This window comes from Pseudarthrobacter siccitolerans, assembly GCF_030823375.1.
In the GTDB taxonomy this organism is placed as follows: domain Bacteria; phylum Actinomycetota; class Actinomycetes; order Actinomycetales; family Micrococcaceae; genus Arthrobacter; species Arthrobacter siccitolerans_A.
In genome coordinates, this window is record NZ_JAUSXB010000001.1 from 4,284,746 (window position 1) to 4,306,046 (window position 21,301).

Here is a 21,301-nt window from a genome sequence, read left to right on the forward strand (position 1 = left end):
GTGGATCCACGTCAGTGGATGACCGGGACGGTCCGGGGCCGGACCACCAGCCACAGGGCCGCGATGGCCAGCAGGATGCAGGCGGCCTGGACGGCACCCATCGGGGTGGCGCTGGTGATGCCCAGCCACCCGACCACGGGGGAGATGATCCCCGCCATCATGAAGGTCGAGAACCCGAGCAGGGAGGCCGCCGTTCCGGCCTGGGCTGAATGGCCGGCCAGGGCTAGGACCTGGACGCACGGGAACATAAAGCCCGTACCCATGATGTAGAACCACAACGGAACCAGGACGCCCCAGAGGCCGAACCCCAGCTGGTCGAACACCACGATCAGCAGGGCCATCATGAACATCCAGGCCGTGGCGCCGGCAAGGATCCACTGCGGCGGCACCCGCCGGATGAGCCGCGAACTGGTCTGGATTCCCGCGACGATGCCGAGGGAGTTGATGCCGAAGAGCAGGCCGTACTCCTGCGCGGAAAAGCCGAAGACGTCCTGGAACAGGAACGGCGAGGCTGAAAGGTAGGTGAACAGGCCGCCGAAGTTCAGGCCGGCCACCATCAGCAGGCCAACAAAGATCCGGTCGCTGAAAAGGACCCCGTAGCGCTGCCGGGCGGTCATGCCGCCGTTCTGCGAACGCTTTTCCGGCGGCAGCGTCTCGCGTACCAGGAACAGGGCAGCGACGATGACCACGGTTCCGTAGCAGGCAAGAAACACGAAGATCCCCGGCCACGGCATCACCAGGAGCAGCTGTGAACCGATGACGGGGGCCAGGATGGGTGCCAGTCCGTTGACCAGGGACATCCGGGAAAACATCTTGACCATGGCATACCCCGAAAACAAGTCCCGCACCATTGCCATGGCCACCACACCGCCGCCTGCAGCGCCCACACCCATCAGCACGCGGAAGATTCCGAGGGTGGTGATGTCCGTGGACAGCGCCGCGCCCACCGATGCTGCAATGTGCACCCCCGTAGCCAGGATCAGCGGCATCCGCCGGCCCACTTTGTCGCTGAACGGCCCCACCACCAGCTGGCCGAGGGCAAACCCCACCGTGGTCCCGGCCAGGGTCAGCTGGACTTGGGCTTCGGTGACGCCCAGGCTGGCCTCCAGGGCCGGGAAGGCAGGAAGGTAAAGGTCGATCGTGAATGGACCCAGGGCAGTCAGGGCGCCGAGAAGGAGAATGTACAGAAGTTTGCGGCGGCGGCTCAACAGATCGCCCGGATTGCTGGGAGTGGTCACGGAGATCAATCCTAGGCCCGGGGCAACGGTTTTTGCAGCGTTGTAGGCCACGCCGTCCGGCAAGCCCCGAAGTTGGCCCTGAACCTGAATGATAGTTTTGGGGGCGGGGACGGTGCAGCTGCACTCTCCCGCAGCACATGGAAGCCGAATCCACCATGAACAGTAAGGCGGGACCGATGAGCGGACGTCACAGCGGGCGGACCAGCCAGGGAGTGCGCATCGCTGCACTGCCCGGGACGCTTAAACTACTTTCCCGGCTGGCACCCCGCCAGCTGAACGACGAGATCGCCTTCGCAAAGATCGAGCTTAAGCGCAAAGGTGTCCAGGTCGGAGTTGCCGCTGCCTTCCTCGCTGTCGCCCTGATCTTCGTCCTCTTCCTCGCGGTGGGGCTGATCGTGGCCGCCATCATGGGCCTCGCCACCATCATGCCCGCATGGCTGGCCGCCCTGATCGTCTCCGCGGCGTTCCTGCTCATTGCACTGATTGGCGGCCTGATCGGCGTCAACAGGTTCAAGAAGGCCATGCCGCTGCTGCCGGAGGAGACCATCCGCGGCATCAAGCACGACATCGGCGTTGCCAAGGAGGGATCGGCCTTCAACCCTGCGGTTCTGGACCCCCAGAGCCCTGAAGCAAAAGCTGCCAAGGCTGCCAAGGCGGAGGCAGCTGTCCGGGCCAAGGCTGAAAAGGAAGCCAAGGCCGAGGAGCACAACAAGGAATTCCCGCAGGCCTCCGAGCCGGAACTTGCCCGCCGCCTCAGCCAGCGCCGCCACCACATCACCGAGGTCCGCGACGACCTCGGTGATGAGCTCGACGTCAAGACCCAGGCCCGGTTCCTGCTGGGTGCCGCGCAGGTAAAGCTGCGCGAGGGCCAGGTTATTGCCGGCCGGAGCAAAGACCTCGCCGCGCGCCGGCTGGCCGCTCTTTCTGAATCCACAGGCGGGCTGGGCAACCGGTGGAAACCGCTGGCCGCCTTCGCGGCCGCCGGCACCGTGTTCGTAGTGCTGGTCCGCAAGCTCCTTCGGACGTACTAGTACATAACGGGGCTGCCTCCGGCGGCCGGAGGCAGTACACAGGCACAAATTCGCTAATCCACGCCGGAGCGCAGCAGGAAGGGAAAGGGGACGGGATGAAATTCATCGGTGCCGGCTCCCGTCCCGGCCGCCCCCACGTGGACCACGACCGCGTCTTCACCATCCCCAACCTGCTCACCGTGGTGCGGTTTATGGGAGTACCGCTGTTCATTTGGCTTGTCCTGGGGCAGAAACAGTACGCCGCAGGCGTGGTTGTCCTCGCGGTCATGGCCGGCACGGACTGGATTGACGGGTACGTGGCCCGCCGCTTCGACCAGGCCTCCAAGCTCGGCCGCGTCCTGGATCCCATCGCCGACCGCCTGGCGCTGATCGCCGTCGCCGTCACACTGGTGATTGCCGGCGTCGTGCACTGGCTGTACCTTGCCGCGCTGGTCATCCCGGACGCCATACTGCTGGTACTGACACTGTCCTTCTTCGGCGGCCACCCGGATCTTCCCGTCAGTGTTGTGGGCAAGGTCCGCACCGGCCTGCTGCTTCTCGGGACTCCGCTGCTGGTCCTCTCGCGGCTGGACACGGGGTTGTCCGATGAACTCTTTGTCGCGGCATGGATCGTGCTGGGCCTTGGACTGCTCGGCCATTGGATCGCCGCCTACAACTACTTCTGGGCCATCCTGCGCAAGGGCAGAAGGCTTCATGACGACGGCGGGACCACCTGATGGTCTGGCTCGCCGTTGTGCTTGCGGTGCTGGGTGCGTGCTGCCTGGCCTTCGGCGCGCAGCGCCAGGGGAGTGCGGTCAAGGCCGACACCGGCGGCCTGGCGCTGAGTTCGAACGGATTCCTCCGCCTTCTGAGGAACCCCCGCTGGGTGTTCGGCCTCCTGCTGCTGTGCGCCGGGATGGCGATGAACGCGGTGGCCCTCGTCTCGGCCCCGCTCACCGTTGTCCAGCCCATCGGGGCCATCGCGCTGGTCATCACCACCATCGTCAACGCGAGGGACCAGGACCTCACCATCAACCGGGCCACCGTCGTGGCCATCGCAGCGTGCGTCACGGGCTCCGCCCTTTTTGTGCTCCTGGCGGTTAACGTGACCCAGGAGAACCATCACGTAGGCCTCGATGCCGAGCTCACCATCGTGCTGCTGCTGGCCCTCGCCGTCGGACTCTTCGGCACCCTTGCCGTGATGTTTAAGCACCGGCTGAACGCATTCGTCTACATCCTCGGCGCCGGTGTCCTCTTTGGTTTCGTGGCCGTGCTGACCCGGATCATCGGCAAGCACCTGCTGGACCCCAACGGCCTGTTCCTGCTGAACGTGCAGTGGTACTCGGTGCTGGCCATCATCGCCGCGGGCGGCCTCGGATCGTGGTTTGTCCAAAGCGCCTACTCCACCGGTCCGCCGGACCTGGTGATCGCAGGGCTTACGGTGATTGATCCCATCGTGGGCATCGCCATCGGCATCACCATCCTCGGAGAACTCCGGCCGGATGTGCAAGCCGTGATGGCCATTGCCATGGGAACCGCCGCATCCCTTGCTATCGTGGGGGTAATCGCCCTTTCCAGGCACCATCCCGAGGTCACCAAGCGCAAGAAGGACGCGCGACGGGCCGCGGGCAAGCCGTCCCTGTAATCCGTTCCAGCCAGACCCTTCGAGCCAGTCCCTTCCAGCCAGCAATACACGAGGCCCCGGCGCCAGCCGCGGCCGGCCGTGCTGTCAGTACCCGCTGTCCGCACCGTGACCATCAGGAGCCCTCCACGTGACCACGCCAGCAGACCAGCAACCCCTGACCGTCCTGATAGCGGCGGACACCTACCCGCCGCATATCAACGGTGCAGCCCAGTTCGGCTACCGCCTGGCGAAGGGAATGACCGGCCGCGGCCACAACGTGCACGTGCTGGCCTGCCGTGCCGACAACGGGAAGAGCTTCACAGAGTTCCGGTCAGAAGCAACCGTCCACCGGCTCCGCTCCCACGGCGTCCCCACGCATGAGTACTTCCGGATCTGCCTCCCCTGGGAAATCAAGAAGGAAATCAGCCTCCTCTTCGACCGCGTCCAGCCCGACGTGGTGCACATCCAGAGCCACTACATGATCGGCGAGCACGTTCTCTACGAGGCTGTCCGGCGAGGCATCCGCGTTGTTGCCACCAACCACTTCATGCCGGAAAACCTCAACCCGTTCCTTCCGTTTCCCCAGTGGTTCAAGAACATCATCGGGCGCATCTCCTGGAAGGACATGGGCAAGGTCATGGGCCAGGCGGATGTGGTCACCACCCCCACCCCGCTGGCGGCCAAAGCCATGCACCAGCACGCCTTCCTTCGCAAAGTCCTTCCGCTGTCCAACGGCATCGACTCCGCGGCCTACGAGCTGGAGCCCGGAGAGCAGATCGAGCCGCATGCGCACCCCACCGTGTTGTTCGTGGGCCGCCTGGCGGAGGAAAAGCACGTGGACGTGCTGATCGAGGCCGTGAGCAAGACGCCCCCCGAGCTGAAGGTGCACCTGGAAATCGTAGGTGGCGGCGAGGTCCGGTCCGGCCTCGAAAACCTCGTGCAGCGGCTCGGACTGGGGGACCGGGTGAAGTTCCTGGGCCTCGCCAGCGACGAGGAACTGCGGAAGGCCTACATCCGGGCTGACCTCTTCTGCATGCCCGGCACCGCCGAACTCCAGTCGCTGGTTACCCTCGAGGCGATGTCAGCGTCCACCCCGGTTGTACTCGCAGACGCCATGGCCTTGCCGCACCTGGTGCGCGACGGCGACAACGGATACCTGTTCACCCCCGGCGACAGCGATGACCTGGCCAAAAAGATCACCCTGATCCTGGAGCTGCCCGCCGACCAGCGCGCGGTCATGGGCCAGGCCAGCCGGCAGATGGTGGAACCGCACAGCATCCAAGGCACCCTGCAGACCTTCGAGGACCTGTACCGGGGCGCAGGCTTCGAAGACAAAGTGGTCTGAATGCTTTCCCGGGTTTGCTAGAGTAATTTTGCCCTGCAGGCATCTCCCGTTTTGAGGAGGCCGGCCAGGGCTTGGGGGCTATAGCTCAGCTGGTTAGAGCGCGGGACTCATAATCCTAAGGTCCTCGGTTCAAGTCCGAGTAGCCCTACAACAACGCGGAAACCGCGGCCGGCGTCCATTGCCGGCCGCGGTTTTTTCGGTTGCAGAGGCCAGTTGGGGAACGCTCCATCACGTCCCGCAACGATTTGGGGAACGCGTCATCACGTCCCGTAACGATTTGGGGAGCGCTCCATCACGTCCTGCAACGATTTGGGGATCGCTCCGTTACGTCCTGCATTGGGGATCGGTCCGTTACGTCCTGCACCGGCTTGGGGATCGCATCATCATTCTTCGGAATCTCCCGGAGGTACTCTCCGGCGCGCGGCCTGCTGCGGCAGTTCCGCCGTCGAACCGCGCAGGAACTGATAGGGCGTTGTCCTAAAAGCTGCAGGAGGTGATGGGGCGTCCGGAGCGCAAGGGCAGTCCTTCAACCTTTCCTTTCATACGGTCCTGAGATGCGGTATGTTACTGAGCAGTAACTTACCGTGCTCATTCCGCGAGCCCCGGTCACCGCTGATCACTTGCGAGGTATTCATGTCCACTTCCGCTGCCGGCCTCAACCTCCCCTACCCTGACGGCGACTTCTATGCCTTCGAGCAAATGCTCAGTGCCAAGGAGCAGGACCGGCTGGCGGAGATCCGGGACTTCCTGGCCCGTGAGGTGCGGCCCATCGCGGTGGATTGCTGGAACCGGGGTGAATTCCCCATGGATCTGATTCCTAAGCTTGCGGACATCGACCTCGTCAGTCCGGTCCGGCGGCAGGGCCACTCAAGCCTCTTCGCCGGCCTGATGCACGCCGAGGTGACCCGCGCCGACGCGTCCATCTCCACCTTTATGGGTGTGCACGACGGACTCTTCACCGGTTCCATCGAGGCGCTCGCCTCCCAGGAACAAAAGGACGCCTGGCTCCCTGACATCTACGCGCTGAAAAAAATCGGGGCATTCGGCCTGACGGAACCCCTCGGCGGATCGGACGTTGCCGGCGGGACGCGCACCACCGCCCGGCGCGAGGGTGACTCATGGATCCTCAACGGCGCCAAGCGCTGGATTGGCAACGCCACTTTCTCCGACTGGGTGGTCATCTATGCTCGCGACGTCGAAGACAACAAGGTCAAGGGCTTCCTGGTGGACACCGCGCTGGAGGGCTTCAGTGCGGCGAAGATCGAGAACAAGATTGCCCTCCGGACGGTCCAGAACGCCGACATCACCCTGGACAACGTGGTGGTACCGGACTTCTACAAACTCGCCCACGCCAACAGCTTCCGCGACGTCAACAAAGTCCTTAAAGTCACCCGCCTCGGCGTCGCCTGGCAGGCCGTGGGCCAGCAGCTTGCCGCCTTCGACGTCGCGCGCCGCTATGCCGTGGAGCGCCGGCAGTTCGGCCGGCCACTGGCCTCATTCCAGCTGGTCCAGAGCCAGCTGGTGCAGATGCTGGGTAACTCCGTCAGCTCCATGGGCATGATGGTGCGGCTGTCGCAACTGGAGGACGCCGGTGAGGCCAAGGACGAGCAGTCCGCTCTGGCCAAGGCCTTCACCACAGCCAGGATGCGTGAAAGCGTGGCCATCGGCCGGAACCTTTTGGGCGGCAACGGCATCGTGACCGACTTCGAGATGGCAAAGATCTTCGCGGACGCCGAAGCCATCTACTCCTACGAAGGCACCCACGAGATCAACAGCCTGGTAACCGGGCGGGCGATCACCGGGATCTCCGCCATCGTCTGAGCGGGATCGCCGGCATCCGGCCGATTTATCGCTGGCTTAGCCCAGTGGCAGCAGGATGGATGGCCGCAGGTCCATCACAAACTGCAGGGGATTGACGTAGTCGTCACCGCGCCGGACACCCCAGTGGACGCAGGATGCGGCAGCGCAGTGGCCGGCAAGGAGCGTCCCGATCGGCTGCCCGGCAGCCACCACACTTCCTGCGGCCAACGTACTCTCCACTGGTTCAAAGCTGCTGCGCAGCCCATTGCCATGGTCGATGGTGATCACCGGCCGGTCGACCACCACGCCCACAAAGCTGACGGTGCCCGGCGCCGGCGAGGTGACCTGTACGCGGGGCCCGGGCGTCAGTACCTCCCCGGTAGGGGCCAGGGATGCGGGCAGCAGGAGCAGGGCCGCAAGCAGTGCCGGTGGTTTCATGTGCCCAGCCTGCGCCGGTTGAAAAGCTGCCGGCAGGGGCAGCTTCCCCTATGTGGATAAGGCGCGGTGCCGCCGTCGTGCATGTCCCGCACATGTCCTCCGCCTGCGGGTGCCTGTAGTACACTTGATGGAGCAGTTTGCTGCGCCCTCAACGCTTTCCGTCCAGCGGCTACCCAAAGGTTTTTCCCAACGGTATATGCCCCTGTCCGGCCTGCGTCGACACATCTCATTCAGGAGTGTGGGGGAGCAGTGGCTGACTACGCGTGTCCAGCCCTCCACGAGGATCGGGCTTCTTGCGGTCAGGACCACGGTCCTGATGAGAAGCGCGATGGACGCCAGGAGCACGGCCCGCCCGGGCCACGCTAATCAACCGTCAACTATTGGCAGGGTAAGAAGCCCCAGGGGTTTCTCATGAATGACCTGCCGGAAGGAGCGTCGGCATGCCCGTCGTAACTATGCGCCAGCTGCTTGACAGCGGCGTCCACTTTGGACACCAGACCCGTCGTTGGAACCCGAAGATGAAGCGCTTCATCTTCACGGAGCGCAACGGCATCTACATCATCGACCTTCAGCAGTCGCTGTCCTACATCGACCGCGCCTACGAGTTCGTGAAGGCCACCGTTGCACACGGCGGCACCGTACTCTTCGTCGGTACCAAGAAGCAGGCCCAGGAAGCAATTGCCGAGCAGGCAACCCGCGTGGGCCAGCCGTACGTGAACCAGCGTTGGCTCGGCGGTATGCTGACCAACTTCCAGACCGTCGCCAAGCGAATCCAGCGCATGAAGGAACTCGAAGAGATCGACTTCGACGACGTCGCCGGCTCCGCTTACACCAAGAAGGAGCTCCTGCTCCTTAGGCGTGAACTCACCAAGCTCGAGTCCAACCTCGGCGGTATCCGCAACCTGACCAAGGCACCGTCCGTGCTCTGGATCGTGGACACCAAGAAGGAACACCTCGCCGTTGATGAGGCCAAGAAGCTGAACATCCCGGTTGTGGCCATCCTGGACACCAACTGCGATCCGGACGAGGTCGACTTCCCGATCCCGGGCAACGATGACGCCATCCGCTCCGTGAACCTCCTGACCCGCGTTGTTGCCGACGCCGTTGCTGAGGGCCTCATCGCCCGCAACAACCGCGGCACGGGCGCCACTGAGGCTCCGGAAGAGCCGCTGGCCGAGTGGGAGCGCGAGCTCCTCGAAGGCAGCAAGGCTGAAGAAGCCGCCGCTGCCCCGGCCGCTGAAGAAGCTGCTCCGGCTGCCGAAGAAGCTGCTCCGGCCGCCGAGGAAGCCCCGGCTGCTGCCGAGGCTCCCGCCGAAGACGCCAAGTAGCACAAGTAAATCCGGATTCTCCGCGCTGCCCGCAGCCGGAGCTGCTGACAGGATGGCCGCCCACTTTGGTGGGCTGCCGTCCTGTCGGTCCGTACACCACATCAAATTTCTAGACAGAGGGGTTCACATGGCGAACTACACTGCCGCGGACATCAAGGCCCTGCGCGAGCGCACCGGCGCCGGCATGATGGACGTCAAGAAGGCTCTTGACGAAGCCAACGGTGACGCCGAGAAGGCCATCGAAATCATCCGCATCAAGGGCCTCAAGGGCGCTACCAAGCGTGAAGGCCGCTCCACCGCTGAAGGCCTCGTGGCCGCCAAGGTCAGCAACGGCGTCGGCGTCATGATCGAGGTCAACTGCGAAACCGACTTCGTTGCCAAGGCTGACAAGTTCATCCAGCTGGCCGACAAGGTCCTCGCCATCGCCGTTGAGTCCGGTGCCGCCGATCTTGAGACCCTGCTCGCCACCGAAGTTGACGGCAAGCCGCTCTCCGAGGTCGTCGTCGAAGAGGGCGCAATCCTGGGTGAAAAGGTAGTTGTCCGCCGGATCTCCCGCATCGAGGGTGGCACGGTTGACGCTTACCTGCACAAGACCTCCAAGGACCTGCCGGCCCAGGTTGGCGTGCTGTTCGCTGTTGCGGGTGACGGCGAAGCCGCTGCCACCGCAGCACACGACGTCGCCGTCCACATCGCCGCCATGGCTCCGAACTACCTGACCCGCGACGACGTTCCGTCCGACCTGGTCGAGTCCGAGCGCCGCATCGCCGAAGAGACCGCCAAGGCCGAGGGCAAGCCCGAAGCTGCACTCACCAAGATCGTGGAAGGCCGCGTGACGGGCTTCTACAAGGGTGAGGTCCTGGTTGACCAGGCATTCGCCAAGGACGCGAAGAAGTCCGTGGCACAGGTCCTCGAAGAGGCCGGTGTCAAGGGAACCGCTTTCGCGCGCTTCCGCGTCGGCTCCTAGTCGAAACTGTGAGGGGGTGGCCACTTCGGTGGCCGCCCCTTTTGCATGCACCGGCTTTGCATGCACCCGGTTGCATGCCACGGGCCGGTTCCAAGCATCGGCCCCAGCACGATAACCTTTTTTCAGACCCCCAACCGGAAGGCATCATGGAAGCCGTCAACACTGTAATGCAGCCAGAGAAAAGTCGGCGCCGCGTCCTCCTGAAGCTCTCCGGCGAGGTTTTCGGCGGCGGGAAGCTGGGCGTTGACCCGGAAACCGTCCGCGACGTCGCCAAGCAGATCGCCGCAGCAGTCCCTGAGGTGGAAGTGGCCATCGTGGTTGGCGGCGGCAACTTCTTCCGCGGCGCCGAACTGTCCCAGAGCGGCATGGACCGCTCCCGGGCCGACTACATGGGCATGCTCGGAACTGTGATGAACTGCCTGGCACTGCAGGACTTCCTGGAGCAGGCCGGCGTCGAAACCCGGGTCCAGAGCGCCATCACCATGGGACAGGTGGCCGAAGCCTACATTCCGCGCCGTGCCATCCGGCATATGGAAAAAGGCCGCGTGGTCATCTTCGGTGCAGGGGCCGGGCTGCCCTACTTCTCCACCGACACCGTAGCCGCCCAGCGTGCACTCGAAGTCCATGCCGACGTCGTCCTGATGGCCAAGAGCGGCGTGGACGCCGTGTACACGGCCGACCCCAAGAAGGACCCCACCGCCGAGCGCCTTGAGACCCTCAGCTACGACGACGCGCTCCGCCGCGACATCCGCGTGATGGACCAGACGGCCATGACCATGTGCAAGGACAATAACCTCTCCATGGTGGTCTTTGGCATGGAGGGTGAAGGAAACGTCACCCGCGCCATCCTGGGCGAAAAGCTCGGCACGCTGGTCACCGCCTAGCTGCGGCTAGGATGTTTTCAGGACAGTTCCGCCCCCTGCCTTCCGGGACCGGGGACGGAAACAGCAACCGAGAACCACGTGCACGGAGCCGGCGCCCCGGACTGCACCAGAATCGTCAGGAGAGACCGTGATAGAAGAAACCTTGCTCGAAGCCGAAGAAAAGATGGACAAGGCTGTCGAAGTAGCCAAGGAAGACTTCGCTGCCATCCGTACCGGCCGGGCAAACCCGGGCCTCTACAACAAGGTCCTGGTGGACTACTACGGTTCCCCCACGCCGCTGCAGCAGCTCGCGTCGTTCGCCATCCCGGACGCCCGTACCATCCTGATCACCCCGTTCGACAAGACCGCGCTGCGGGACATCGAGCGTGCGCTCAGCGACTCCGAGGTCGGCGCCAACCCGTCCAACGACGGCAACGTCATCCGGATCACCATCCCGGAGCTGACCAAGGAACGCCGCAAGGAATACGTCAAGATCGTCAAGACCAAGGGCGAGGACGCCAAGGTTTCCATCCGCAACATCCGCCGCAAGGCCAAGGAAACCCTGGACCGGCTGGTCAAGGACGGCGAGGCCGGCGAGGACGAGGGCACCCGGGCCGAAAAGGAACTGGATGGCCTGACCAAGGCGCACGTGGACGGCATCGACGAGCTGCTTAAGCGCAAGGAAGCAGAGCTGCTCGAAGTCTGATGGGCCAGGCAGAGCAGGCCCCCGCACAACGGGCGCGCACAAGGGGGAAGCAGCCCAGAAGCAACCCAACACCAAAGGCCGGGCGGAACCTGCCGGCCGCGGTGGGGGTGGGCCTGGCCATGCTGTTCGCCGTGCTGGGCGGACTGCTGTTCCTCCCGCTGGGGTTCGTGGCGGTCACCACTACATTCGCCGTCTTCGGGGTGTGGGAAATCTACCGTGCCCTGGAAGCGAACGGCACCAGGATGCCCATCGTGCCGGTGATGACGGGTACGGTTGCCATGCCGTTCTGCGCCTACCTCGGTGGCATTGAAAGCCTGCTCTTTGCCATGCTGCTGAGCTCCGTGGCCGTCCTGCTGTGGCGGTCTGTTGAAAGCGCGGCCGGCTCCGCCAACAGCATCTTCGCCGGTGTGTTCACCCTGGGTTGGGTGCCGTTCTTCATCAGTTTCGCCGCGCTTCCGCTGCATGCCTCGGGAGCCGCCACCCCGCTGGGGCTCTGGCCGGGCGGGACCATTCCCGACGGCGCGTGGCAGGTGGCGGTGATGCTGCTGCTGGTGGTGTCCAACGACACCTTCGGCTACCTGGTGGGCGCGTCCCTGGGCAAGCATCCCATGGCCCCGAAGATCAGCCCGAAGAAATCCTGGGAAGGGTTCGCCGGCTCGGTGGCGGGGGCCATGCTGATCGGCGTCCTGGCCAGCCTTTTTGTGCTGGACAAGCCCTGGTGGGTGGGGATCATCCTGGCGGTAGGAACGGTAACGGCCGCCACTGCGGGGGACCTCGCCGAATCTATGGTGAAACGCGAACTCGGCGTCAAGGACATGAGCAGCATCCTGCCCGGGCACGGCGGCGTCATGGACCGACTTGATTCCATTGTGTTCGCCTCCCCGGTGGTATTCGTCCTGTACGGGCTGCTCGCCGGAGCCTGACACGGACGCGGCCTGACACAAATCCTTGCCGGATCCCGGCGCCCCTAGACTGGGGCAGAACCGATACGGCTGAAAGAGCATCGAAGGAATCAAAGTGGCATTGGACATTCATCGGCAGATCCCTGCGTCCTTTGAGCGCGTACAGCGCAGCGAATATGGCTACAACGCCAAACAGGTGGACCAGTTTCTGCAGCGTGCCCGGGTTTCCCTTGAAACCCCCGAAGCCGCGGCGCACCCCATCAACAGCTCGGATGTCCGGGCCGTCTCCTTTGATCCGGTCAAGGGCGGCTACTCCGCCGCCGTAGTGGATGCGGCACTGGACCGCCTCGAGGACGCCTTCGCCCGCCGCGAACGGGACGAGCTGATCGCTGCGCGGGGCGAGGAGGCATGGCTGCGGGAAATCGGAAACCTGTCCGGCATCCTCCGCGGCAGGCTGCACCGCCCCGACGGTGAGCGGTTCCGCCGGCCCGCGAAGAAGAGGGCCCGCAGCTACAACACCGCGGACGTGGACCGGCTGTGCCGCGAACTTGTCGCGTACCTTGAACAGGACAAGCCGCTCAGCGTGGACAATGTCCGCCGGGCCGTCTTCCGTCCCGCAGTTGGCCAGGATGGATATGAGGAAGCCCAGGTGGACGCTTTCCTGGACCGGGTGGTCGAACTGATGGCGGCCATCGACTAACCCCGATCAGTCTTTATCGGGCGGCGTGGGGGAGAGCGGCGTGAAATTGCGCCAGAGTTCCATGTAGGTCAGGTAGCCGTGAATCGAACAACCTGTGAGGAAGGCCGTCCCGATCACAGCTCCGACGATGACTGCTGCCACTGTCCCTGCGCCAAGGAGCGTCATCAGCAAGCCCGACAGGATGGCCAGCAGGGCCGCGTTTACGGCGATCATAAACGTCATGCTGCTGCCGGCGATGTGGAGGCGGGGATTCCGGTTTCCGAAAAAGAAATAGGTCCGGTCGGCTCCGGCGCGGTCGTCGTGGGCAGCCGCCATCAAATACGGCTCCACCCCGGGGTCCAGATCTACATAGGCGGCCCGCAGCCGGTTCATGGCGGTTACGTACATGAGGTCTTCCAGGCCAACGTTCGTGACCCGTATCTGTGTGAGCAACCCCATGGCCACGTCGATGCAGAGAACGATCACGGCAAGCATCACAAAAGCTTCCGAGAACTTGGTTGCCTGGCCTACCAGTGCCACGCTCACCACGCTGGCTGAGGTAAAGGTGAGGAACATGCTGATGCGGGTCAGCACCTCGCTCTGGGTGGTGCTGCGGGAGGCAAGCAGGCCCCAGTGCTCAGTGGCCAGCAGTTGCGCCCGCACTGACGCTGGGATTCCGGCCGGTGCGCCGGACGGGCTTTCGTCCTCGATGGACATGGCGCAATTCTCTCCCATCGCGGGCGGCAGCGCGAGGAACGCGGGGAAAAGGGCTCCCTGCAGGGAAAGCAGAAGGCGGCCGACGGCGGGATCAGCGTTCGGTGGCCAGCGGCCGTTCCGGAGTGTGCAGCCGCGTCATGACCCGGGCCATGGTTTTGGGGAGTCTGTGTGCAGTGGCTCGCGAGACGATCACCATCACGGCGAAGGCCGCCGGCACGGTCCACGCAGCCGGCTGGGCCAGCCAGGGCGCAAGGTTCGAAGCTCCCATCAGGGCACCGGCGATCATCGCGCCGCCGCAGAGGATCCCGCCCGTCGCCATTCCGGCGATGGCACCGGCGTCGGTAAGCCCCCGCCACCAAATGCCCAGCAGGAGCACCGGACAAACGGTGGAGGCGGTGAACGCGAAGACCAGGCCCACGCTGCCGGCCAGGGCCAGTGAGTCGGTCATAAAGGCAAACCCCAGCGGTACGACGGCGGAGATCACTGCCGCGAGCCGGAAGCCGCCCACTTCGCCGCCCAGGACGTCCTGGCTGATGACCCCGGCCAGGGACACCACCAGGCCGGAGGTGGTGGACAGGAAAGCGGCAAAAGCGCCGGCCACCACCAGGGCTGAGAGCAGGTCCCCGGCCGCACCGCCGACGAGTTCGCCCGGCAGCAGCAGCACCATGGCGTCGGCCTGGTTGGCGCGGGCCAGGCCAGGCGCAAACACCCTGGCCACCAGCCCGTAGGCGGTGGGAAACAGGTAGAACACGGACAACAGTCCGAGGACGATCGACGTGGTGCGCCGGGCCGATTGCCCGTCCGGGTTGGTGTAGAACCGGACCAGGACATGCGGCAGTCCGAGGGTGCCAAAGAGCAGGGCCACGAGCAGCGAGACGTTCTGGTAGGCCCCGGCAGGGGCCAGGCTGGTGGGATTCACTGCAGGAGGGGACAGCGCGGGTGTTCCGTTTCCTGCCAACATGAAGATGATGAACAGGATGGGAACGGCCAGGGCGGTGAGCTTGAGCCAGTACTGGAAAGCCTGCACAAACGTGATGGAACGCATGCCGCCGGCCACTACCGTCAAGCAAACAACGATCACCACCGCCACCGAACCCACCCAGGATGGCAGTCCGGTGGTGATCCGGATGGTGAGGGCGGCGCCGTGGAGCTGCGGCACGATGTAGAGCCAGCCCACCAGCACCACCACCAGGCTGGTGACCTTCCGGACAACCTGTGAGTCCAGTCTGGCCTCAGTGAAGTCCGGGATGGTGTAGGCCCCGGACCGGCGCAGCGGGGCGGCAACAAACAGCAGCAGCATCAGGTAGCCCGCGGTGTAGCCCACGGGAAACCACAGCGCGTCCGTCCCGGAGAGCAGGATGAGCCCGGCAACGCCCAGGAAGCTTGCGGCGGAGAGGTATTCGCCGCCGATTGCCGAGGCATTCCACCAGGGCCGGACGGTCCGGGAAGCAACGTAGAAATCGCCCGTGGTGCGGGAGATCCGCAGCCCGTAGAAGCCGATCACCGCTGTGGCCACGGAGACCACGGCGAGCGCAGCTATGGCCACGCCTGGATTCATGCTGCCGTCACCGGTCCCAGCTTTTTGATTCCCTGCTTACTGATTCCCTGCCTACTTGGTGCCTGCTCACTGGTCACCGGCCAGGTCCCTGTACCGCGCCTCGTTCCGGGCAGCGGTCCGGACATACAGCCAGGCACTGAGCCCGATCAGGGGGTAGGTGCCAACGCCCAGGAGAAGCCAATCGAACGGGATCCCGCCGATCCGGGTCTCCGATAAGCCGGGCACCACGGCGAGCAGCAGCGGGAAGGCGCCCAGGATCAGCAGGAACCCGCCGGCCACCACCAGGGCGAGCCGCAACTGGGAGCGGATCAGTGACCTGACGAACAGCTGCCCCACCTCGGAGTCCTGCGCAGCCTCACGGCTGTCCCGGGCGGGGAGGGCCGCAGAGCGCGGAGCAGTCACGCGCACCCTGTTCATGCTTGCGGCCTGATCCGGGTGGCCCCCAGCTTTTCCCGGACCGTTGGCAGGTGGCGGCGGCTGATGGGCAGTCCGGCGCCCGCGACAGTGACGCTGGGCCCGTCTGCTGCCAGCTTCATGGAGGTCACGTGCTTCAGGGCGACGAGGTAGGAGCGGTGGGTCCGGATGAAGCCGGCATCCGCCCACTGCTGCTCAAGATCGGCCAGCGGCACCCTGATCAGGTAACTCGCATCAGCCGTGTGCAGCCTCGCATAGTCACCCTGGGCCTGGACGTACGTCACGTCGTCCCGCCGGATCATCCTGGTGGTTCCGCCCTGGTCCACGGTGATCATCTCCGGTGCCGTCCCGCCGTCGCGCAGTTCACTGATGCGCCCCACTGACCGTGCCAGCCGTTCGGCCCGGACCGGCTTGAGCAGGTAATCCACGGCGGCGAGTTCGAACGCCTTCAGGGCGTGGTCCTCGTCGGCGGTCACAAACACCACGGCCGGCGGATTCCGGCTCCCGCTGATCGCGCGGGCAATATCCAGGCCGGACACCGCCGGCATGTGAATATCCAGGAAAACGGCGTCGACCTGGCCCGCGGCGAGTGCCCGCAGGGCCTCACTGCCGGAGGTGGCGCGCAGGACGGTGCCGATACGGTCGTCCCGGCCCAGGAGGAAAGCGAGTTCCTCAACGGCGGGCAGCTCATCATCGACGACGAGGACGTTAATCATCCTCCAAGGTTAGCGTCCGCCCGGGCGCACCGGATGACGCCCGGATGGGCACACATGAGGCGCCGAGCTCAGGCGCCGTGGCCGGGCTGTGACTTCGGCACGCGCATGGTGATCATTGTTCCCTCACCGGGCGCGGTGTCGATGACCAGCCCGTGGTCGTTGCCGTAGACCTGGCGGAGGCGGGCGTCCACGTTCCGCAGCCCCACATGGATTCCGTCGGTATGGCCGGCCAGCGTCGACTGCAGCTGCGCAGGATCCATGCCCACGCCGTCGTCCTCGATCGTCACCTCGGCGAACGCGCCGGCGTCATTCGCGGTAATGCTGATATGCCCCGGGCCCTCCTTGGCCTCCAGCCCGTGCCGCACAGCGTTTTCCACCAGCGGCTGCAGGCTGAGGAAGGGGATGACCGTGCTCAGGACCTCAGGCGCCACCCGCAGGCTGACCTGGACGCGCTCGCCGAACCGGGCGCGTTCCAGGAGCAGATAACGGTCGATGCAGCGCAGTTCTTCGGCGAGGGTGGTGAAGTCGCCGTGCCGCCGGAAGGAGTAGCGGGTGAAATCGGCGAACTCCACCACCAGTTCGCGGGCACGGGCGGGATCGGTGTTGATGAAGGATGCGATGGCGTTCAGCGAGTTGTAGATGAAATGCGGGCTGATCTGCGCGCGCAGGGCCCGTACCTCCGCTTCCATCAGCAGGGTCCGGGATGCGTCCAGCTCCGCGAGCTCCACCTGGGCGGCCACCCAGTCGGCCACCTCACTGGTGGCCCGGACCAGCCCCGCACCCGCCGACGGCGCAAAAGCCGCCACCGCCCCCACCACACGCGTGCCCGCGCGCACCGGCGCAATCACCGCGGCGAGCGGACCGCCGGTCCCGTCCTTCGCTGCGCCGTCCGCGCCCGTCGGGCTTCCGGCCGGAAGAACCGCCGTCCGGCCGCCGGCCAGCACCCCTTCCGCCAGGCGCATCACCTGCGGTTTCAGCTCCTCGGACGCGCCGTCCCAAGCCAGTACCCCGGTGGTGTCAGTGATGGCCAGGGTCTCACAGCCCAGCAGCGTCCGCAGGTGCCGGCTGGCCTTGGCCGCCCCGGCCGGGTTCAGGCCGCGGCGCAGATGCTGCCCCGCCTGGGATGCCGCATGAAGAGTGTGGTAGGTGGCCCGCTCGGCGTCCGTGCCCAGGTCCCGGAAGGAGCGGAGCACCTTGAGACCCACGCCGACGACGACGGCGATCGCCATCGCGATGACGGCCACGGCCGCGGCTGTCAGGAGGGGGGAGTCCAGCATGGTGCCCAGCGTAGCGTCGGGCGCCGTTTGTCGCAGCATCCCGACCGTTGAGCGACAGCGGCCGGGACAGGTATGGCATGTGATGCATGGCGGAACGCAAAGTGATTGCAGTCACACTTGCAGATTCCCTGTCCGGGATGTGCGGCGGGTGTGTCACAGGCAAGTCTCAATGAGGAGGAACGATGGGTAACGAGGCCCACACTCCGGACGCAGCGGCGTCCGTGGACTTTCAACAGGTCCAGTCGACCGGGCAGTTCCAGGAACTGCGCAAGCGTCACCGCAGCTTTGTCTTCCCCATGGCAGTCGCATTCCTGCTGTGGTACTTCGCGTACGTCCTCCTGGCGGACTACGCGGTGGGCTTTATGTCCACGAAGGTCTGGGGCAACATCAACATCGGCCTGATCCTTGGCCTGCTCCAGTTCGTTTCGACGTTTGCGATCACCGGCTGGTACGTCCACTACTCCAACAAGAGGCTTGACCCCATCGCCAAGGAGATCCGGGACGAGATCGAGGGGCACGAATTTGATAAGCACGGCAACCGGATGGGCGGTGTAGGCAAATGATCGGGATCGCCACAGCGGTGGATGTCACCGCTCTCAAGGACACCACCCTGCTGAACATGGGAATTTTCGGCCTCTTCGTCGCCGTCACCATGGTGATTGTTTTCCGCGCGAGCCGGAACAACAAGACCGCGGCCGACTACTACGCGGCCGGCCGCTCCTTCACCGGTTCCCAGAACGGAACCGCGATCGCCGGGGACTACCTCTCGGCAGCCTCCTTCCTGGGCATCACCGGCGCCATCGCCATCAACGGCTATGACGGATTCATGTACTCCATCGGCTTCCTGGTGGCCTGGCTCGTGGCGCTGCTGCTTGTTGCCGAACTCCTGCGCAACACGGGCAAGTTCACCATGGCAGACGTCCTGTCCTTCCGGCTCAGGCAACGGCCGGTCCGTATCGCCGCCGCCATCTCCACCCTGGCGGTCTGCTTCTTCTACCTGCTGGCCCAGATGGCCGGCGCCGGAAGCCTGATCTCCCTCCTGCTTGGCATCAGTGACTGGGGCGGACAAGCCCTGGTGATCATCGTCGTCGGCGCCCTGATGATCATGTACGTCCTGATCGGCGGCATGAAGGGCACCACCTGGGTCCAGATCATCAAAGCCATGCTGCTGATTGCAGGCGCCGCCGTCATGACGCTGTGGGTCCTGGCCATCTACGGCTTCAACCTCTCGGCCCTGCTGGGCGGTGCGGTAGAGACGGCCAACAATCCCGCCGTCCTCAATCCGGGACTCCAGTACGGCAAGACCGAGACGTCCAAGCTCGACTTTATGTCCCTGGGCCTGGCCCTGGTCCTGGGCACTGCCGCCCTGCCGCACGTACTGATGCGCTTCTACACGGTCCCCACGGCCAAGGAAGCCCGCAAGTCCGTGGTGTGGTCCATCTGGCTGATCGGACTCTTCTACCTCTTCACCCTGGTGCTGGGTTACGGTGCGGCCGCCCTGGTGGGTGCGGAAACCATCAAGACTGCCCCGGGCGGAGTGAACTCGGCGGCACCCCTGCTGGCCTTCCACCTGGGCGGCCCGCTGCTGCTGGGCTTCATTTCGGCGGTGGCCTTCGCCACCATCCTCGCCGTGGTGGCCGGCCTGACCATCACCGCGGCAGCGTCCTTCGCCCACGACATCTACGCCAACGTCATCGCCAAGGGCAAGGCCGACGCCGACACTGAAGTTAAGGTGGCCCGGCGCACCGTAGTGGTGATCGGCATCCTCGCGATCCTGGGCGGCATCCTCGCCAACGGGCAGAACGTGGCGTTCCTTGTGGCCCTGGCGTTCGCCGTCGCGGCCTCGGCCAACCTGCCCACCATCATCTACTCCCTGTTCTGGCGGCGGTTCACCACGCAGGGCGCAGTCTGGAGCATGTACGGCGGGCTGGGAGCGGCGATTGTCCTGATCATTTTCTCGCCGGTGGTTTCCGGCGGAGCGACGTCCATGATCAAGGATGCCAACTTCGCGTTGTTCCCGCTGAGCAATCCCGGCATCGTGTCCATCCCGCTGGCGTTCCTGCTGGGTTGGCTCGGGACTGTCCTCGACAAGAAGCGCGAAGACACCTCCAAGCAGGCCGAAATGGAGGTCCGCTCGCTGACGGGGATCGGGGCGGAAAAGGCAGTCAACCACTGACCCGGGCTGGCCACTGATCCGGACTACTCCCGGGGGCCTGAACCGTTCCGGAACACGAAAAGAGCCTCTGCGCTTCGGGCGCGGAGGCTCTTTTCGTGTTCCCGGTGCTGTTGGGGCTAGGCCTTGGGCCGGAGTTTGATATTGGTCATCTTCAGCTCATCCGTACCTTCAAAACGGTAGGCGAGGTCCACTTCCTTGCCGTCGCAGGTGATGACGCCGGCCACGTCCGCGGCTTTGACTCCGTTTTCGGTGCTCACTTTGAGGTCGTTATAGGACGGCTTGCATGAGTCGTTCATTTCCAGGCTCTCCACACCGGTGATGAAGGCTTCCTTGGACAGCTGTTGGTACAGGGCCGGGTCCAGGTAGTCGTCATAGGCTTTGGCGTTTTCGCCCGCGATGACCAGTTTGGTGAAATCGTCGGCAAGGCCCCGTGCCTGGTTGGTGGCACTGCCCAGCACGTTCACCAGGATGATGACTCCCAGGATCACGAGCAGCAGGACGCCGCCGATGCTGCCGAGGATAATCCAAAGCTTCCGCCGGCCCTTGGCCGGAGGCTGCTGGCCGGGCAAGCCGAACGGACCCGCTTCCTGATATCGCTTGGCGCGGCCCTGATAGGCGCCGTCTGGGGCCTGGTCTGAGGCGGCGGAATCCTGGTAGTCGCCGGCCGGAGCCTGGTCGGCCTGTCCACCTTGCAGCGTCGGCTGCTGCATGGGTACGGGCGGCTGCTGCGGCGCGTAACCGGGCTCTCGCGGCTGGTACGGTTCCTGAGGATTGCCCAAGATGGAGCCTTTCCGGCGGGGTGCATTGCACTGCGTGGTAGCGGGGACCTCTGCGGCACCCCTGGATAACTTGCAACAGCCTATAGCGGGCACGGCCGCCGTCGTGCTTTATGGCGGTGCAAGCCCAGGCCGGGCGGTGCTCGCGGATTGGCACATGCTTTGGCAGGCGCAGAGGAACTGTCAGGTGCCCTGCGAACCACGCTCAAGCAGGGGCTGGACCCGGAACGGGATGAGCTCGCCCATGGCCAGGGCCGTGTCCGTGCGGTCCACGCCGTCGCAGGCGAGGATCTTTCCGTTGATCCGGAAAAGGTCCTCCGCGTCCAGGGCCACCACGCGAAGCAGCAGGTCGGCGGAGCCCGTGAGTCCGTAACCTTCGAGGATTTCGGGCACGTCAGCCAGGTCCTTGGCCAACTGGGCAAGCTTTTGCTGCTGGACATGGACGGAGATAAAGGCCATCAGCGGGTACCCGAGGGACACTGGATTGATCCGGCGTTCGAAGGACAGGAAGACGTGCTTTTTCTCCAGTTGGGCCAACCGGGCCTGCACCGTGTTCCTGGACAGTCCGAGCTTTTGGGCCAGGGCCACAACCGTCCGTCGCGGATCCTGGGCCAAGGCCGAGAGCAGGCGGGTGTCAGTGCCATCCAGAGCTTGCATAATGCGCAACGTTAGCACCGTGCAAAGCAGCCGGACAGAGCATTTTGCTCACTGACTGCCGCGGTGGTTGTACCCAATGAGCATTGTGAGTAGGGTCACAGTATCCGGGGTAA

The 21,301-nt window shown here is 64.9% G+C and carries 22 protein-coding genes and 1 tRNA gene; 14 read left to right on the top strand and 9 right to left on the bottom strand.

Annotated features, from left to right (window positions below):
• Positions 1-11 precede the first annotated feature (11 nt).
• Positions 12-1,238, bottom strand: a complete 1,227-nt coding sequence (locus tag QFZ36_RS19860; RefSeq protein WP_306638841.1) for a multidrug effflux MFS transporter — start codon at positions 1,236-1,238, stop codon at positions 12-14.
• A gap of 176 nt (positions 1,239-1,414) precedes the next feature.
• Here QFZ36_RS19860 and QFZ36_RS19865 point away from each other — a divergent pair, with 176 nt between their 5' ends.
• The 6 genes from QFZ36_RS19865 to QFZ36_RS19890 all read left to right on the top strand — a co-directional run bounded on the left by QFZ36_RS19865 (position 1,415) and on the right by QFZ36_RS19890 (position 7,038).
• Complete coding sequence (locus QFZ36_RS19865; protein WP_306638843.1) at positions 1,415-2,269, top strand: phage holin family protein; 855 nt, start codon at positions 1,415-1,417, stop codon at positions 2,267-2,269.
• 95 nt (positions 2,270-2,364) lie between these two features.
• Positions 2,365-2,985 carry a CDP-alcohol phosphatidyltransferase family protein gene (locus QFZ36_RS19870; protein ID WP_306638844.1) on the top strand — a complete coding sequence of 207 codons (621 nt, stop codon included), beginning with the start codon at positions 2,365-2,367 and terminating at the stop codon, positions 2,983-2,985.
• Positions 2,985-3,893, top strand: coding sequence for a DMT family transporter (locus tag QFZ36_RS19875; RefSeq protein ID WP_306638845.1), 909 nt, complete (start codon positions 2,985-2,987; stop codon positions 3,891-3,893). Before QFZ36_RS19870 ends, QFZ36_RS19875 begins: the two co-directional genes overlap by 1 nt.
• 127 nt (positions 3,894-4,020) lie before the next feature.
• A complete protein-coding gene (locus tag QFZ36_RS19880) occupies positions 4,021-5,217 on the top strand; it encodes a glycosyltransferase (protein ID WP_306638846.1) in 1,197 nt (398 codons plus the stop codon).
• Between the two features lie 74 nt (positions 5,218-5,291).
• Positions 5,292-5,365, top strand: a tRNA-Ile gene (locus QFZ36_RS19885).
• A 485-nt stretch (positions 5,366-5,850) separates the two neighbouring features.
• Positions 5,851-7,038 (top strand): acyl-CoA dehydrogenase family protein, encoded by a 1,188-nt coding sequence (locus QFZ36_RS19890; RefSeq protein WP_306638847.1) that lies wholly within the window; start codon positions 5,851-5,853, stop codon positions 7,036-7,038.
• Positions 7,039-7,074: 36 nt separating this feature from the next.
• Here the strand turns inward: QFZ36_RS19890 and QFZ36_RS19895 are convergent, their stop codons facing one another.
• Positions 7,075-7,455: a M23 family metallopeptidase gene (locus tag QFZ36_RS19895; protein ID WP_306638848.1), complete on the bottom strand. Its 381-nt coding sequence runs from the start codon at positions 7,453-7,455 to the stop codon at positions 7,075-7,077.
• Between the two features lie 440 nt (positions 7,456-7,895).
• Here QFZ36_RS19895 and rpsB point away from each other — a divergent pair, with 440 nt between their 5' ends.
• The 6 genes from rpsB (at position 7,896) to QFZ36_RS19925 (ending at position 12,918) form a co-directional block, all read left to right on the top strand.
• Positions 7,896-8,783, top strand: a complete 888-nt coding sequence (rpsB, locus tag QFZ36_RS19900) for a 30S ribosomal protein S2 (protein WP_306638849.1) — start codon at positions 7,896-7,898, stop codon at positions 8,781-8,783.
• Between the two features lie 127 nt (positions 8,784-8,910).
• Positions 8,911-9,747, top strand: a complete 837-nt coding sequence (gene tsf, locus QFZ36_RS19905) for a translation elongation factor Ts (RefSeq protein ID WP_306638850.1) — start codon at positions 8,911-8,913, stop codon at positions 9,745-9,747.
• Positions 9,748-9,893: 146 nt separating this feature from the next.
• Positions 9,894-10,631, top strand: a complete 738-nt coding sequence (gene pyrH / locus QFZ36_RS19910) for a UMP kinase (protein WP_306638851.1) — start codon at positions 9,894-9,896, stop codon at positions 10,629-10,631.
• A gap of 127 nt (positions 10,632-10,758) precedes the next feature.
• Entirely contained in the window at positions 10,759-11,316 is a 558-nt protein-coding gene (frr, locus tag QFZ36_RS19915; protein ID WP_306638852.1) for a ribosome recycling factor, read from the top strand.
• Positions 11,316-12,239, top strand: coding sequence for a phosphatidate cytidylyltransferase (locus QFZ36_RS19920; protein WP_306638853.1), 924 nt, complete (start codon positions 11,316-11,318; stop codon positions 12,237-12,239). Before frr ends, QFZ36_RS19920 begins: the two co-directional genes overlap by 1 nt.
• Before the next feature lie 94 nt (positions 12,240-12,333).
• A complete protein-coding gene (locus QFZ36_RS19925) occupies positions 12,334-12,918 on the top strand; it encodes a DivIVA domain-containing protein (RefSeq protein ID WP_306638854.1) in 585 nt (194 codons plus the stop codon).
• Between the two features lie 6 nt (positions 12,919-12,924).
• On the opposite strand, the gene QFZ36_RS19930 is transcribed toward QFZ36_RS19925, so the two are convergent.
• From QFZ36_RS19930 to QFZ36_RS19950, 5 genes are all read right to left on the bottom strand, one after another.
• On the bottom strand, positions 12,925-13,614 hold the full coding sequence (locus tag QFZ36_RS19930) for a hypothetical protein (RefSeq protein WP_306638855.1): 690 nt from the start codon (positions 13,612-13,614) through the stop codon (positions 12,925-12,927).
• 91 nt (positions 13,615-13,705) lie between these two features.
• On the bottom strand, positions 13,706-15,172 hold the full coding sequence (locus QFZ36_RS19935) for a sodium/solute symporter (RefSeq protein WP_306638856.1): 1,467 nt from the start codon (positions 15,170-15,172) through the stop codon (positions 13,706-13,708).
• A 66-nt stretch (positions 15,173-15,238) separates the two neighbouring features.
• Positions 15,239-15,589 carry a hypothetical protein gene (locus tag QFZ36_RS19940; RefSeq protein ID WP_306638857.1) on the bottom strand — a complete coding sequence of 117 codons (351 nt, stop codon included), beginning with the start codon at positions 15,587-15,589 and terminating at the stop codon, positions 15,239-15,241.
• Entirely contained in the window at positions 15,586-16,302 is a 717-nt protein-coding gene (locus QFZ36_RS19945; RefSeq protein ID WP_306638858.1) for a LytR/AlgR family response regulator transcription factor, read from the bottom strand. The genes QFZ36_RS19940 and QFZ36_RS19945 overlap by 4 nt, the downstream gene beginning before the upstream one ends.
• 68 nt (positions 16,303-16,370) lie before the next feature.
• Entirely contained in the window at positions 16,371-17,579 is a 1,209-nt protein-coding gene (locus QFZ36_RS19950) for a sensor histidine kinase (RefSeq protein ID WP_306638859.1), read from the bottom strand.
• Positions 17,580-17,761: 182 nt separating this feature from the next.
• On the opposite strand from QFZ36_RS19950, the gene QFZ36_RS19955 reads away from it, so the two are divergent.
• Together QFZ36_RS19955 and QFZ36_RS19960 are read left to right on the top strand one after the other, a co-directional pair.
• On the top strand, positions 17,762-18,142 hold the full coding sequence (locus QFZ36_RS19955) for a DUF485 domain-containing protein (protein ID WP_306638860.1): 381 nt from the start codon (positions 17,762-17,764) through the stop codon (positions 18,140-18,142).
• A complete protein-coding gene (locus QFZ36_RS19960) occupies positions 18,139-19,755 on the top strand; it encodes a solute symporter family protein (RefSeq protein WP_306638861.1) in 1,617 nt (538 codons plus the stop codon). The genes QFZ36_RS19955 and QFZ36_RS19960 overlap by 4 nt, the downstream gene beginning before the upstream one ends.
• 116 nt (positions 19,756-19,871) lie before the next feature.
• Here the strand turns inward: QFZ36_RS19960 and QFZ36_RS19965 are convergent, their stop codons facing one another.
• Entirely contained in the window at positions 19,872-20,534 is a 663-nt protein-coding gene (locus QFZ36_RS19965) for a hypothetical protein (RefSeq protein ID WP_306638862.1), read from the bottom strand.
• 180 nt (positions 20,535-20,714) lie between these two features.
• Complete coding sequence (locus QFZ36_RS19970; RefSeq protein WP_306638864.1) at positions 20,715-21,188, bottom strand: Lrp/AsnC family transcriptional regulator; 474 nt, start codon at positions 21,186-21,188, stop codon at positions 20,715-20,717.
• Between the last annotated feature and the right edge of the window lie 113 nt (positions 21,189-21,301).

Excerpts from the sequence above, each read along its gene's own strand:
- QFZ36_RS19865 (WP_306638843.1), top strand. The coding sequence starts at position 1,415 with ATGAGCGGACGTCACAGCGGGCGGACCAGCCAGGGAGTGCGCATCGCT.
- QFZ36_RS19870 (WP_306638844.1), top strand. The coding sequence starts at position 2,365 with ATGAAATTCATCGGTGCCGGCTCCCGTCCCGGCCGCCCCCACGTGGAC.
- QFZ36_RS19875 (WP_306638845.1), top strand. The coding sequence starts at position 2,985 with ATGGTCTGGCTCGCCGTTGTGCTTGCGGTGCTGGGTGCGTGCTGCCTG.
- QFZ36_RS19890 (WP_306638847.1), top strand. The coding sequence starts at position 5,851 with ATGTCCACTTCCGCTGCCGGCCTCAACCTCCCCTACCCTGACGGCGAC.
- QFZ36_RS19895 (WP_306638848.1), bottom strand. The coding sequence starts at position 7,455 with ATGAAACCACCGGCACTGCTTGCGGCCCTGCTCCTGCTGCCCGCATCC.
- rpsB (WP_306638849.1), top strand. The coding sequence starts at position 7,896 with ATGCCCGTCGTAACTATGCGCCAGCTGCTTGACAGCGGCGTCCACTTT.
- tsf (WP_306638850.1), top strand. The coding sequence starts at position 8,911 with ATGGCGAACTACACTGCCGCGGACATCAAGGCCCTGCGCGAGCGCACC.
- pyrH (WP_306638851.1), top strand. The coding sequence starts at position 9,894 with ATGGAAGCCGTCAACACTGTAATGCAGCCAGAGAAAAGTCGGCGCCGC.
- QFZ36_RS19920 (WP_306638853.1), top strand. The coding sequence starts at position 11,316 with ATGGGCCAGGCAGAGCAGGCCCCCGCACAACGGGCGCGCACAAGGGGG.
- QFZ36_RS19930 (WP_306638855.1), bottom strand. The coding sequence starts at position 13,614 with ATGTCCATCGAGGACGAAAGCCCGTCCGGCGCACCGGCCGGAATCCCA.
- QFZ36_RS19935 (WP_306638856.1), bottom strand. The coding sequence starts at position 15,172 with ATGAATCCAGGCGTGGCCATAGCTGCGCTCGCCGTGGTCTCCGTGGCC.
- QFZ36_RS19940 (WP_306638857.1), bottom strand. The coding sequence starts at position 15,589 with ATGAACAGGGTGCGCGTGACTGCTCCGCGCTCTGCGGCCCTCCCCGCC.
- QFZ36_RS19945 (WP_306638858.1), bottom strand. The coding sequence starts at position 16,302 with ATGATTAACGTCCTCGTCGTCGATGATGAGCTGCCCGCCGTTGAGGAA.
- QFZ36_RS19950 (WP_306638859.1), bottom strand. The coding sequence starts at position 17,579 with ATGCTGGACTCCCCCCTCCTGACAGCCGCGGCCGTGGCCGTCATCGCG.
- QFZ36_RS19955 (WP_306638860.1), top strand. The coding sequence starts at position 17,762 with ATGGGTAACGAGGCCCACACTCCGGACGCAGCGGCGTCCGTGGACTTT.
- QFZ36_RS19960 (WP_306638861.1), top strand. The coding sequence starts at position 18,139 with ATGATCGGGATCGCCACAGCGGTGGATGTCACCGCTCTCAAGGACACC.
- QFZ36_RS19970 (WP_306638864.1), bottom strand. The coding sequence starts at position 21,188 with ATGCAAGCTCTGGATGGCACTGACACCCGCCTGCTCTCGGCCTTGGCC.